Origin of the sequence: Vibrio sp. CUB2 (assembly GCF_001557945.1) — a bacterium.
GTDB classification, from domain to species: domain Bacteria; phylum Pseudomonadota; class Gammaproteobacteria; order Enterobacterales; family Vibrionaceae; genus Vibrio; species Vibrio owensii.
Genome location: NZ_LNRB01000005.1, coordinates 1 through 12,732 on the forward strand (window position 1 = coordinate 1; position 12,732 = coordinate 12,732).

A 12,732-nucleotide genomic window follows, 5' to 3' on the forward strand; every position below is an offset into this window, starting at 1 on the left:
TAGCAGCTAACAATCTGTTTAAGAGTGATTCGCAACGCTTGGCATTTTTGCTATGCGTTGCGATTTGTGTTTTAGGTGGTATGCGGCGGCTTCGGTATTGCATTGCTCACACCTTAACAGGGCGTTATGTTGCCGAACAATTCAATATGGTATGGTGCTCTTTAATTATTCCTATTTTAGAGTGCCGCTATGTTTTTTGAATCACAGTCTGAATTAGACAAGTCCACCGAGATGCCTTCTGAGGATGCTCCGGCTGAACTTCATATTACAAAAGCCATCGAAAGATTTTACTATCGAAAAAATACGACTAATGACGTAAAAGTAAACGTTTTCAAGTTGGAAGAACTTTATAATATGTATCAGCAACAGCAGGTTGAGTTGAAAGAGTTGAAGCAAAAAATGAAAGATGCGAGAAAACTGCTAAAGCTTTGAGTAATCAACATAACAATCTGTTCAAGAGGGATACGCAACGCGTGGCATTTTCAATATGCGTTAGTTTTAGTGGTTAAGGTGGTATGCGGGAGCTTCTGTATTGCGTGCCTCACACCTTAACAAGGCGCTATGCAACACGAACATTTCGAATTTCGTCCCTATTCACACATATGCTACAAGTTTTGACTTTCTACTGGTGTAAGATGTGCTTCATTGTTCATATGGAGGAAGTTAAACATGGAAAAGTGTCCAGCAATTGTCGGTGTTTTTTTCGATGATAAAAGCTTAGCCGCGATGGACAGAATAAATGAGCTACATGAATTTGAGAAAAGTGCGCAATTCTTTATCTCACTTGGAAACTTAATTAATATCTTTGGTGGAAATGTAGTCAAGGGAGCAGGGAGTAGTGGTGTAACCAAAGCTATCTCTGCAATTCCAGCAAGCGATACTATACATAAAGCACGAGATGTTAGTATCGCAGTCGGTAGAGGCGTTTCTTCTGATGCAGGGCAAACCGCGTGGAATATAACCCAAGCAAACTGGGAGTATTACTTCAAATCCTACAGTGCCCTTACCGTTATTAAGCTTAGACAGATTGAAAACATTGCCACAGAACAAGCCTTAGAGCATGTAACAGACAGAAAGCAGTACAGGTTTTGGAAAGCTATATCTGATGGGTGTAAATTATGAGAATAGCTCTTACATTTTTTTTAATGGTATTCTCAATTATTTCCAATGCAGGTCAAAGTGTTGAAGATAAGCTATTCACTGACTTAAATAATGCAATAGATGCTTTGGGTTCTCGGATAGCCATTTGTAGTAAGAACTCAACGAAAAATAAACCCGATGAAGAGACCTTAAAATTTGCAAAGCAAAGACTTGAGGAACTTACTCCGGTATTAGCTCACATTAACTATTTAGCGATTGAACGCTGTAGTTTTAGTGAGAAAAAAGAACTGGCGTACAGCATGGTAATTGCAAGAAACAATGCTAAACGTCAGAGCACTTTGGAATTAGTTGAAGCGACGGAGAAATTGACATTTTCATTTAATACAGAATCGCAAGCCAAGTTTGATGCTTTAAGTGGGGACACCAAAACGTTTTTAACAAAAAGCAGTTTTTTCAGCAAGCCATTTGACGTATTAGCATTCTACGAAACGGTTGCTGACATGTAAGTGTTGCATAACAAAGTATTTAAGAGTGATTCGCAACGCATGGCATTCTCACTATGCGTTGAGTCTAGTGTTTAAGGTGGTACTCGTTGGCTTCAGTATTACTTCATTCACTCTTTAACGCGGTCCTAAAGTTGGCGTAAAAAACGTTATGCTCAGTTTCATTTAAGTTAGTGATGCCTCTATTAACGATAAGACGGATCTGTTGCAGCAAGACTATTCTGTTAATTTCATTGGTTTTATAGCTAAGGTAAGAGCAATGAAAAAACTAGATTAAGTTAAATTAAATCTAAAACGAATAAAGCAAATGGGGGAGACAACGTTAGGGAAGTTGACTATTGAGGGCGTGAGTAAAAGTTGGTTTGTATTGGAGCCTGCTGGACCAGATTCCATAATTGAGGGATCCGACAAAAGGATCAAAGCCGGCACTTATAAATTACTCCCTTACAGCTCACCGAAGTATCCAAATGTATATGAACTACGAAATGTTCCGGGTAGAACGTATATTCTAATCCATGCTGGAAATTATCACAAAGACACTCTTGGGTGTTTGATGCCTGGTAAAACGTGGGGGAGTGTGACTAAGTCACATTATTACGTGGGTAATAGCAAGTCGGCGCTAAAAGAAATTTTTACTGAAATCGCTAGCTATAAAAAAATCTCCATAAATATATCTAATCAGTTGGAGCAGCAATAATGATGAGGAATATAGCAATGCTTATGGTGTCTGTTTTTTGCTCAGGCTTACTGTATGCTAAACCCCCAGAAGTAAGTCTCTTACATAACTGGATGATAGAAAACTACAAATCTATTGAATTAAACCTTTCAGAAAGAAAAACTACGGAAATGGTTCCTACACTCTTTTCTTTGGTAGAAATTTGGAAACATAGAGACGGAGCTATTTCTGGAGAAGTTTCGCCTTTGCTGTTGGTTGCGTTAGCAGCAGAGCCTCAGAATACTCTACTTTTACTATCCGGAAGCCCTGAGTCTTTTGATAAATGGTTAAATGAGTTAGAAGGGATGGTGTTTACTGATCACACAGGCAGGGAGATGGTTCGATTAGAAAAGCTAAGACTTGATGTACTAGCAACAATGAAATCTTACTCTAAAAAACAACCGGATAATTTTAAGCCAATGGTTGAAGCACTAATTGAAAGGCTGGAGGTTATAAAAGTAAGCGTGGTAGATTAACCTAGTATTAGTAACCAGCTAACAGAGCATTTAAGAGTTATTTCCGTCCGTTCAAGATTGAGTTTCGGTTTACAGTGTAATGGTTTGGCTTGGTGGTCGCGTTGCTCACATTTCAACAACGCCCTATGTTTTAGGAGAAAACATGAAGATTGAGGTGCATGAAATATCACCCAATGAAAAGGAATTGATTCAAAACTTGCTGCAATTTTACGAGTACGAATTCTCAATATATGAAGAAGATGATGTTGATGAGAAAGGTTATTTCGAGATTGCAGATGTTGATGAATACTTCGAAATTAAAGAGTACACACCATTAGTAGTGCGAGTCTTGGGACAACCAGCTGGTTTTGTCATTGTTAATTCAGACCCTAGTGCTGAACAAGGAAGATACTTAATTGAAGAGTTCTTCATAATGAAAAGGTTCCAGCAAAAGGGCGTGGGGAGTGATGTAGCAAGTCAGGTTTTTGATATGTTCGGCCAAGATTGGGTTGTTAGGGTGATAAGTGAAAACGTAAAAGGTCAATCATTCTGGAAGAAGGTAATAGACCATTACACTGCTGGAAACTTTTCTGTTGAAGTTTTCAATGATGAATCGTGGGAAGGACCGATATATACATTTAGTAAGCCAAAGTAAGGAACACATCACTTGTGGTTTAACAGAACGTCCTAGTTATGGAAGGACAGTCGTTAAAAGGATTTTATATGCTAAACATTCGGCAAGCTCATACCGGAGATATAAGCACCTTAAAGAAGTTACAGATTCAACTTCATGAATACCATCAAGCGAATTTACCAAATGACTTCTTATCACCTGATGAAATAGAACAAAATATCGATTTATATAAAATCATCGAAAGTGAAAGCTCGATTTTTCTTGTTGCTGAAAATGAAGGGCATTTAGTGGGTTTTGTTTTTGGTGAGTTATGGGATCGTAAGTCTTGGACTTTAAGGCAGCGTAAGATTGCAAGTATTGAACAGATTGCGGTGGATTTAAGCTTTAGAAATCAAGGCGTCGGGCTGAGGCTAATCGAAGCATTTGAGGAGCGGGCGATTTCTAAAGGTGGGGAAGAGCTTTGGTTAGAAGTTTACTCTTTCAATGAAGCCGCATTGAGTTTGTATCGCAAAGCCGGTATGGAACCCAAAATCCAAATTGGCCAAAAGGCGTTAGTCCGATAATTCAATGAATAAATGATGTCATGAGCCTGTTGAGATGGGTATTTCCCATGCTCGTTGTGAAGTACAACCTCTGAGACTCCTGTCGCGGAATGGTTCTCCACTCTTGTCATGAAAGAGCTGGTACGTCTGTGTTCGATGTATAACAATGCATTGAAGAACTTATGGAAAAGTATCGTTGATAATCTGAGTATTAATCTCCGCGATACAAACAAGGATGACACATGGACATTTTGATTTTTTGTTTAATCGTTGCTGCTTTGCTTCCTTATATTGCAAAAATACCCCTTGCAGTTGCTATGCACAAAGCTGGGGGCTACGACAATAACTATCCTCGTGAACAACAGGCTGAATTGAAAGGATTTGGTGCTAGGGCGTTAGCCGCGCATCAAAACGCCTTTGAATCTTTAATCGTATTTGCCTCGGCGGTTCTTGTTGCTATATCGACCGACACTATAAACGCGAATGTTCAGTTCCTAGCGTTGACACATATTGTCTTCAGAGTTGCCTACCATGTACTTTATTTATTGAACCTGGGCATTTTGCGTTCGATATCTTGGGCAATTGCGATGGGCTGCGCGTTTGGCATTATGGGGCAATGTCTTTCTGGTTAATCGTTCGAGAAGAATTATATTGAATTAAAGAAAAACGGCCCGTCAGGGGAGTTGGGCCGTTACAAGTGTAAAGCTGATTAACGTTCAGGAGTCGTTAACAGTCTCACTGCGCTGTCTACCGCATTGTCGATACCTTGTCGGCTCTCCAACTTACCAGAACTCGCAGGGCCAAGCGCGCATGCGTAAAGAGCAAGCTGTTTATCAAATGGCAAATCCAATTGCTCATAGAGATTTTGGCGGATCTTTGCGTGGTGTTCAGGTTCTTGGTTAGCAAGGTTGACAAGCGTGTCGTAAATAAGCGTTTTCATATAATTCCTTTTTTATTGCACGGGGTGCATATGTATTGTATTCGATTACAATCAGAAATTAAGAAGCACCAATCACAGAAAAATGGTCTGATATAAATTCGCTAAGCGAAGTAACTTCGATATGGCAGGAATTTAAAATTCAATAAAATCAATAATATAAATGAAACTCTGTGTTGGTTGTTTTGCTGATTCTATACACGTCAATGCTATGAAAAAGAGCACTAATTTTGCGAGGCGAATGGTCGTAATTCAGGCTCTAAAAAGCTTACTTTCTTGAAGCCAAAATGGTTCAGTGATTGTCTTTTGTTATTGACGAATGCCTTAACAAAAACAGATGAATAATGCTCAAGTTTGATTTTGAGAACTTCGTACAGTGAGAAAAAAGGAGCGGTCAATCGCTCCTTTTTCTATTTATGAAAGTACTAACCATCCAGGCGCTTAAACACATCCTTAATCAGGCGCTCTCGGTCATTTATCGCTCTGTCGAGAAAGTCTTTTGGTGCGTTTGTCTCTGGAGCGTACTTACTACTCCAAATCATCATTTCTAGAAGAATAGGCAGCATATCCTTGCCTTTTTGTGTCAGAGAGTAGACCTTTTTTCGCTTGTCAGAAGGGTCTACTTGTTTCTGAACTAACCCTTCTTTTTCAAGATTTTCTAAGCGACTCGACAAAATGTTTGTGGCGACTTTTTCTTCTGAGCCTTGTAGCTCGGAGAAAGAGTGTTTACCAAAAAACATCAGATCTCTCAGAACAAGCAGGCTCCATTTATCACCAACGATGTCCAGGACATTGGAAATTGGGCAGTCGGAACGTCTAGACATGATATTCCTCGATTTAATCTTGATAACTGTGGTTATGATAATTGACTTGCAAAATGCAAGCAAATTATTTAACTTGCAAAGTGCAAGCTAAATTAAGGCCACGAGGAAGTGGTCGACGAGAACCGAAATTGGAGCAACTTATGACTAATTCAAAAATTGAGTTTGAATCCTTTATCAAGGCTCATTGGAATCAGGAAGAAAAAGCGAATGCAGAGGCTGCGTTGACGTTTGTACAACAGATAATGAACGATCATGATTTTGACGCCATCCGAGATCGCTTCAAAGGTAAAAACTATAAACAGCACAATCGCAATATGGCAGATGGTATCGAGGGCGTTATCACAACCATGAGTGATTTGGTGAAAAATGCACCAGAGTTTAGTTACGATGTGAAGTACGTTTTTGTCGATGGAGCACACGTCATTGTGCATTCTCATGCCACGCTTAAGGCAGCACATCGTGGTGATGATTCAAAAGGGATGAACATCATCGATATATGGAAAGTGGAAGATGGTGAATTAGTAGAACATTGGGATGCAGTTCAAGGAATCAGCATGGACATGCGACTGTATAACCTGTTTGCTGGCGGTAAGGTACGGAATACAAATGGGGTGTTTTAAAACGCTCGTATTTCCGTTTCCGAACATGGAGTGTAAAGGGTTTTAAGCTCTTGCGTTAGCTCTCCATTCTGTTCATCACAAAGCATGTTTTTTAAAGGACTAAAAGAGCACTCGTATGGAGAAACATTGCGTCGTTCTTGGCGGAGGTGGTTGGATGATGGGAGAGATCCCAAGCCAACTCGACCAGTACATCTTGTCTTTAACAGGCAAGAAGAACCCCAAAATCTGTTATCTCTCAACTGCTACTGGCGATGCGGAAGAGGTCATCACCCGCTTCCACAATGCTAAGTTGAGCGAACACCTCACGCACTTTCCTCTGTTCAAGTTAGAGAAAGGCTGGCGAACCAAGTTGTTCGAGCAAGATGTGATTTACGTTGGCGGTGGCAATACCCGTTCTATGTTGGCTCTATGGAAAGAATGGGGCATCGATGACATTCTCAAAGAGTGTTACAACCGCGGCATCATACTTAGCGGGATGAGTGCTGGCGCTATTTGTTGGTTCGATTATGGGATTACCGATAGCGATCCAGAGGCTTACTCCATCATCAAAGGGCTCGGTCTTTTGAAAGGTTTAGCATCTGCTCATTTTGTTGAGAACGACGAAAAGCACGACCTGTTTGAGCGCTTTGCTCATAGCCATCTTGATGTGATCTGCTACGGCCTCAGTGATTATGCCGCACTGCATTTTGTCGATGGTAATCCAAGCAAAGTCATATATAGCGATGAGAATGCTCAAATCACAATCCGAAATGGCAATGATGAAATTTCAAAGAGATAAACCCAACTTAGATGGGCTCTCTCGACTGGTCAAAAGCGGGAGTAGATGTTTTCTCTTTTGGCTTCGAAGGCAGCCAGAGGCGTCACAATGGCAGCAGATCTTGTTGTCTGACAGCTTAAGAGTGCTAGGCAACTACCAAATCTCAATAAACATCGGAGAGCGTGTCGCGAAAAGCGCTTTGAGTAACAAGCATCATTTTTGGGCTTTGCACGTTTTGGCAACATCAAAACAGTACATGGGCGACTATGATGAAGCGATAAGCTTGTTCATACAAAGTCAGGCGTCTGCCACTGAGCTGTATTTGAGCTTTAGTTATCAGCATTTGGGCAAGTTGTATGTAGAGCAGGGGCGATTGAAAGAGGCAGAAGCGCTGTTTAATGAAGCACTTAACATCAGACGAAAATACGATAAGCCGCTTCTGGAGTCATCGACGTTAAAAGCGCTCCAAGGATTGGAAGAGTTAAGGAAGAACAGTACAAGGAACGTATATGAACCGTAAGATTTGGCTTTTCATTGCCATTGTATTGCTAAGTGGACCTACCGTGTTACCTATTAGCCTAGAAGCATTCTTCCTTGTTGAGCTCGTTGGCTTTCTAGGAATATGGTCAATTTGTTCCAGCTATGTGTATGCTATCTGTGCTCACCCTTATACACGACGCTTTTGGGTATGTTTTACAAGCCCGGATCAGCATTGGCTTACTCATTTTCCAATGATGGAACTGAAACGTCATCCGTCTCTCCTCATTCATATGTTGCCATATCGAAGCGTTGTAGCGTGGTCCATTCCTATACTGGTTAGTGTTCAGCTTATGGCAGGTTTTCGTTTTTAGTTGTGATTTGCGACCGGTTAGAAAGAGGTGGTGTAATTGAACTAAATATCAGTCTGTTTCTAATTGCTAGTCTCTCCAAACTCTTTATATGTCCTTTTGACTAACTTATCGCTAGTGGTTTGATGAGGGCATAGGCGACTCAGGGAGGAGAGTAATGGAAGCACATTGGAAAGTAATAGAAGCCTTAGCGAATGGCACGAATCCAATAACAGGAGAGGTGCTGCCAAGTGAATCTCTTTACAACGATCCTATCGTTATTCGAGCAATGTTTGCTGTTTTGCAAGACTTAAAGCAATCATCAAAAGTGAACAAAACCAAAAGAACCATTGAGCAAAGACAGTTAGAAAATGAATCGAATGGTTTACCAAAGAACGCGGGATTGCCTTGGACACCTGAGCAGCGTGAGCGTTTATCTGAGCAGTTTTCCTCTGGTACAACAATAGCATCGCTCGCAGAAGAGCATGGTCGAACCCGTAATGCCATAACCGCGGAGCTAAAAAAGCAAGGGCTGATAGAAGCTTAACGTCTCAATAAACATTTTCGGAAATAAAGAAAGCCCCGCAAATAGTACGGGGCTTTGCAGCGACAACCATGCTTTAAGAAGGGTCGATACCTTTGATACTTTCGACTTTTTCCTTCTTCGTTTTCTTCAAAGAGTAGCCCGCGTAACCAGCAACTCCCATTGCGACGAAGATAGAACAACCACGCATAAAGTTAATTAACATAGGCGCATCGTCAGTAAAGGCGTTGATTCCCCAAAGCATCACGAGAGAGAACACAAACATAACAAGTAGGCCATAACACGGGGCGTCGATTTTACCGGGAACGACATACCACCCATCTTGCTTGATTGGTTTATTTAGACGAGCGTACTCCGCTTGTTGGCCTTTCACTGTGTAAAGGTGCATTTCATCTTGTTTACCCGTCAGAAGAAGGCTGGCGACATAAGCGACAACAGCATTCACAATCACGCCAATCACGCAGTACCAAGGCCACGCAATATCGGTCGCAACGGCCACATACCAAATCACCAAGAAGCTAGCAGCAACGCCAATTAACAAGCCTTTTTCCGTAATGTGTTTTGAGTAGAAGCCAAGGACGAACATACAGAAACTCGCACCGACAAAGTAAGAGCCAGCCTTACTCAGCACTTCCAATACAGAACCTGTGCTGGTGGCAAACATTATCGCTGGGATGATGACCAGAATCGCCCACGCAACCGTGAAGAAGCGCGATACTTTCAAGTAGTGCTCTTCTGATTCGTTTTGTTTGTAGAAACGCTTGTAGAAGTCAGCCACTGACACCGTCGCCATTGAGTTAAACGCGGAATCGAGACTCGACATACTTGCCGCCAGAATCGCTGCTGCAATGATGCCCATCAAGCCTGGCATTCCATATTCACTCGCATAATGAAGAATGATGGTGTTGCCATTTTCAAACTCTTTACCGTCGTAATAAGCGTTGAACAGTACGCCCAGCAAGATAAAGACAAAGTAAATAAAGAAGGCCACGTAGCCCATCATCAACATTGCCTTTTTCGCATCGCCCATGTTTTTAGCGGCCATACAGCGCTGTACCATCATTTGGTTACCACCATACACGGTGGTGTGGAACATGGTCATTGCGATAACGCCGGTCCAAACCGTCGTTACTTGGCTTAGGTCAAAACTTGTTTGTAGGGCATCTGTCATTCCTTTCGCTTTGAGTTCTGCCATTACCTCCGTCATCGGGGCAGGCATGCCATTCCATACGGCTTCGATGATGATGAATGCGCCAATAAACAAGATCACAGCTTGAATCACATCGGTCCAAATGACGGCCGCGATACCACCCATTACGGTGTAGATGAGGGCAATTGCAGTGACGATCATGATGCAGTACATCACGTCGATACCTGTGATGAACTCTAAAATCATCGCTGTCGCATAGAGTACGGCTGCTGAGCTCAATGCTTGTTTGATAAGGAAGATAAACGACAATGTCAGTCGTGAAGCCTTGCCGAAGCGTCGCTCTTGATACTCGTAGATAGAGGTTAAACCGTTATTGTAGAAAAACGGCATAAACACAGCCACGATGAAGAAGATCACGAGAGGGTAATTGAGGTGAATCGCGATAACCGACAGACCTTCTTTGTATGACCAAGCCGGCCCACCAAGAAACGACATAGCACTGACGTAAGTACAAACGACTGAAATACCGATCGCCCACCAAGGAATGTTTTTGTCACCCAAGGCGAATTGGCTCGCAGAAGTCACTCGCTTACCAATTACCGCGCCCAGTACTAACGTTAGGGCAATGTATCCGCCAAGGATGCTCCAGTTAAGTGCGCCAAACTCATGCATAATTAGATCCTTCTAACTGTTCTTTCATTTGTGCAAATACGTCATAACCAAGTTGCAGCAGGATATGAACGATGTCGATCGCCACCCAGTTTTCCTTCAGTAAATCGCCTTCGCGTCGCCAAATGTCCATAACGCGAAGTTCGATGTGTTTTCCGGTTGGAGCAAGACCGAGCCAGCCACTGTGACCAGTATGAGTACCGTGCATATGTGGCCAGCCACCTGTGGATACGTAGTCATTTTTGGCCAAAAAATTGACCTCAATATCTACACTTCGATCAGGGAAGGCGAACACGAATGGTGCTTGATGGTGGTTACGGAAACCTTTGATACCGCGCGTAGTGCCAATACCTGCTGGGCCGTACCACATAAAGTCACTGTGCCAGTAGTTTTCTAAATCCATCGAGAAGAGATCTTGACCATCAAAACGACCCAAGCAAGACAACATATCTTCGACTAATTGGGCGCTCTTCTCACTTTCTTTCAGAGACACAACAGAATGTTGGATACCGTTTGACGTCGCAGGAGAAGGGACTAAGCCATCGTGGCCTAAGCTTTTTCTAAGAGGGTTGCTTCCCGCTTGATTCATCGCATCGATGAAGTCTGGAATCATGTATGATTCGGTGATTTGGTCGTTCTCCACACACACCATTTCGGTGTAACGTAAGTAGAGTGTTTTCCCTGTTGCAGGGATGTCAAACAGTGGCTGTTCAAACGTACCGATAAAGTAACCAGTAGAGTTGTACCAAGTGCGGCCTTCGTATTCGCCGTGCATCACAATCATTGGTCGGCGCTCGGCATCAGGTAAAGCATTAACAAGTGGTGAGAGGAAAGATTCGTGGGTTGCATCTGGGCCATTGAGATCGTTCACAGGGTGCGCCACGCACCATTTTACGTCAGGGTTCAAAGCTTGCAGAGCTGCCTGTTTTTGCTCTTTATCTGCGGCTTTGAAGTAGTTCTGGTAGAACTGTTCGATGATGTTGAGTGACATATTGCTTCCTTACTGTCTGTGATTTGAATGAATAGTGTTTAATCAGCCGTTAGCCTTGCTGTAGCAGGATTTGCTTCCAGATTGCGGTCTCGTCAAACAAAGTGAATTCGCGACGAAGACCCCAAGGGCCAAACTCAGCGTGGCTGATCCCCATGATGTAAACCTCTTTCCCCGAAGGCTTACCAAACATCCCATACCCTTCATGCTTACCGTGCAAAGACCAGCGAATTGCAGCGCGTGGTGACATCATGTCGTCATCTCGGCCGATACGATGGTGAACGGAAAATTGAGCATTAGGAAAGGACGCGCGAAGTGCCATCCAAAAATGGTCGACTTCCGAGTGTGATAGGGCAGTTTGACCGCCAGTGTATTCGCCGATACAAGCGCGATCGTACTCTTTTGGTACGGTCGAGAACTCGGCGTTCATAAGACTTCTTAGAATTGCTTCGTAACGTTGGCCGTATTCATTGTCATTGCCTACGCCCAAATAGGGGCCTGGAATATCGGCTTTAGGTGTGAATGGAAATGGGCTTGATTCCACGCCACCCTCGAATTCGATTTGCTGGCGTGCAAACTCTTCTGATGTCATGCCTAATTGCTTCGCGATATCGGCTTGATCGCGAATCAACCATTCGTCATTGATTTGGTTATTAATAGCGTGGCAGTCCGCGATAATGCGGAAACGAAGCTTACGGTTCGAAGCTTGTCCATAGAAGCCGTTTCCGCTGTGCGTTGCGGTAGAGATGATTCGATGAGAAGAAAGCATGCCTTGTTCTGGCGTACCAGACCAAATGACATCTTCGCCATAGAGAGTTCGATCCGGAAATTCCGCAAGCGTCGCCATCGTAGCACTGATAACTCCCTCGTTTCCTTGGACGATAGAGAGTGGAGTGCGAACAACAATGTCAGGAGAGTAGTAGTGTTCCAAGGTGTTCAAACCACGATCTTCCCAAATCTCTTTTGTGATACCAAGAATGTAGTCGGGAAAGTCACGCCACTTTTCATCGAAGCCAACCATGGCCATAAATCACCTCCTGAGCTGAATAGTTATGTATTGGATTAAAATTGATTACGTATCCAAAACTAACTCATGTTGCAAACTTGTCAATGGATTGTTTGCGTGGTGTGTAAATAGCGTGCTGATGATCAGATTTTTAACAATTGATCGAAAAATAAACACGATAAATGTGGTGTTGTAAGAAAAGTCTGACCTTTGTTGAGTGAATTTATAGGCAGGATTAAGATGCATTTTTTGTATGAATTTCTTTCTAATGCTCTGTTTTTAATGATTTAACTAGGGTGGTTGCGTTTGTTTTAAAGAAATAGTTAGAGCAATCAGTACTTAAGGTGCTTTTTGGTTTCGCTTTATGGGAACCTTAGTTATTTTTCTCTGTTTTGGTGCAAGTCTTACCAAAATGAGACAGGAGTGAGAGTTAATTGCATACGAATGCTAAGGGCTATAA

Annotated in this window: 18 protein-coding genes; 13 read left to right on the forward strand and 5 right to left on the reverse strand. The window is 42.5% G+C overall.

What is annotated here, in order from left to right; all coding sequences use genetic code 11:
* The 9 genes from ATB78_RS29950 to ATB78_RS09195 all read left to right on the forward strand — a co-directional run.
* On the forward strand, positions 1 to 200 hold a 200-nt coding region (locus ATB78_RS29950; protein WP_208990574.1), incomplete at its 5' end, for a hypothetical protein.
* On the forward strand, positions 190 to 432 hold the full coding sequence (locus ATB78_RS09160) for a hypothetical protein (protein WP_061008471.1): 243 nt from the start codon (positions 190 to 192) through the stop codon (positions 430 to 432). The genes ATB78_RS29950 and ATB78_RS09160, both read left to right, overlap by 11 nt.
* 237 nt (positions 433 to 669) lie before the next feature.
* Positions 670 to 1,122: a hypothetical protein gene (locus tag ATB78_RS09165; RefSeq protein ID WP_061008472.1), complete on the forward strand. Its 453-nt coding sequence runs from the start codon at positions 670 to 672 to the stop codon at positions 1,120 to 1,122.
* A complete protein-coding gene (locus ATB78_RS09170; RefSeq protein WP_061008473.1) occupies positions 1,119 to 1,607 on the forward strand; it encodes a hypothetical protein in 489 nt (162 codons plus the stop codon). Before ATB78_RS09165 ends, ATB78_RS09170 begins: the two co-directional genes overlap by 4 nt.
* A gap of 295 nt (positions 1,608 to 1,902) precedes the next feature.
* Entirely contained in the window at positions 1,903 to 2,301 is a 399-nt protein-coding gene (locus ATB78_RS30075) for a DUF5675 family protein (protein ID WP_276278719.1), read from the forward strand.
* 17 nt (positions 2,302 to 2,318) lie between these two features.
* Positions 2,319 to 2,795: a hypothetical protein gene (locus ATB78_RS09180; RefSeq protein WP_141654572.1), complete on the forward strand. Its 477-nt coding sequence runs from the start codon at positions 2,319 to 2,321 to the stop codon at positions 2,793 to 2,795.
* A gap of 79 nt (positions 2,796 to 2,874) precedes the next feature.
* Positions 2,875 to 3,429, forward strand: coding sequence for a GNAT family N-acetyltransferase (locus ATB78_RS09185; protein ID WP_240537381.1), 555 nt, complete (start codon positions 2,875 to 2,877; stop codon positions 3,427 to 3,429).
* A 68-nt stretch (positions 3,430 to 3,497) separates the two neighbouring features.
* Positions 3,498 to 3,971, forward strand: a complete 474-nt coding sequence (locus tag ATB78_RS09190) for a GNAT family N-acetyltransferase (RefSeq protein WP_061008692.1) — start codon at positions 3,498 to 3,500, stop codon at positions 3,969 to 3,971.
* Positions 3,972 to 4,192: 221 nt separating this feature from the next.
* Entirely contained in the window at positions 4,193 to 4,582 is a 390-nt protein-coding gene (locus tag ATB78_RS09195) for an MAPEG family protein (RefSeq protein WP_010649630.1), read from the forward strand.
* A gap of 77 nt (positions 4,583 to 4,659) precedes the next feature.
* Here ATB78_RS09195 and ATB78_RS09200 read toward each other — a convergent pair whose 3' ends face one another.
* Together ATB78_RS09200 and ATB78_RS09205 are read right to left on the reverse strand one after the other, a co-directional pair.
* Positions 4,660 to 4,890, reverse strand: a complete 231-nt coding sequence (locus ATB78_RS09200) for a PAS factor family protein (RefSeq protein WP_005442035.1) — start codon at positions 4,888 to 4,890, stop codon at positions 4,660 to 4,662.
* 422 nt (positions 4,891 to 5,312) lie between these two features.
* Complete coding sequence (locus tag ATB78_RS09205; RefSeq protein WP_081096580.1) at positions 5,313 to 5,711, reverse strand: helix-turn-helix domain-containing protein; 399 nt, start codon at positions 5,709 to 5,711, stop codon at positions 5,313 to 5,315.
* A 140-nt stretch (positions 5,712 to 5,851) separates the two neighbouring features.
* On the opposite strand from ATB78_RS09205, the gene ATB78_RS09210 reads away from it, so the two are divergent.
* The 4 genes from ATB78_RS09210 to ATB78_RS09230 all read left to right on the forward strand — a co-directional run bounded on the left by ATB78_RS09210 (position 5,852) and on the right by ATB78_RS09230 (position 8,462).
* The gene (locus tag ATB78_RS09210; protein ID WP_061008476.1) at positions 5,852 to 6,331 is read left to right on the forward strand and encodes an ester cyclase; all 480 of its coding nucleotides are present in this window, start codon (positions 5,852 to 5,854) and stop codon (positions 6,329 to 6,331) included.
* Between the two features lie 115 nt (positions 6,332 to 6,446).
* Positions 6,447 to 7,109, forward strand: a complete 663-nt coding sequence (locus ATB78_RS09215) for a peptidase E (protein WP_061008477.1) — start codon at positions 6,447 to 6,449, stop codon at positions 7,107 to 7,109.
* 103 nt (positions 7,110 to 7,212) lie between these two features.
* On the forward strand, positions 7,213 to 7,608 hold the full coding sequence (locus ATB78_RS09220; protein WP_228558682.1) for a tetratricopeptide repeat protein: 396 nt from the start codon (positions 7,213 to 7,215) through the stop codon (positions 7,606 to 7,608).
* A gap of 485 nt (positions 7,609 to 8,093) precedes the next feature.
* Entirely contained in the window at positions 8,094 to 8,462 is a 369-nt protein-coding gene (locus ATB78_RS09230) for a hypothetical protein (protein ID WP_045411394.1), read from the forward strand.
* 73 nt (positions 8,463 to 8,535) lie between these two features.
* Here ATB78_RS09230 and ATB78_RS09235 read toward each other — a convergent pair whose 3' ends face one another.
* From ATB78_RS09235 to ATB78_RS09245, 3 genes are read right to left on the reverse strand one after another with little or no spacing between them, the layout of a single operon-like run.
* Complete coding sequence (locus tag ATB78_RS09235) at positions 8,536 to 10,281, reverse strand: sodium/solute symporter (RefSeq protein ID WP_061008479.1); 1,746 nt, start codon at positions 10,279 to 10,281, stop codon at positions 8,536 to 8,538.
* A complete protein-coding gene (locus ATB78_RS09240; protein WP_061008480.1) occupies positions 10,274 to 11,269 on the reverse strand; it encodes an ester cyclase in 996 nt (331 codons plus the stop codon). Before ATB78_RS09240 ends, ATB78_RS09235 begins: the two co-directional genes overlap by 8 nt.
* A gap of 49 nt (positions 11,270 to 11,318) precedes the next feature.
* A complete protein-coding gene (locus ATB78_RS09245; RefSeq protein WP_061008481.1) occupies positions 11,319 to 12,293 on the reverse strand; it encodes an ester cyclase in 975 nt (324 codons plus the stop codon).
* Between the last annotated feature and the right edge of the window lie 439 nt (positions 12,294 to 12,732).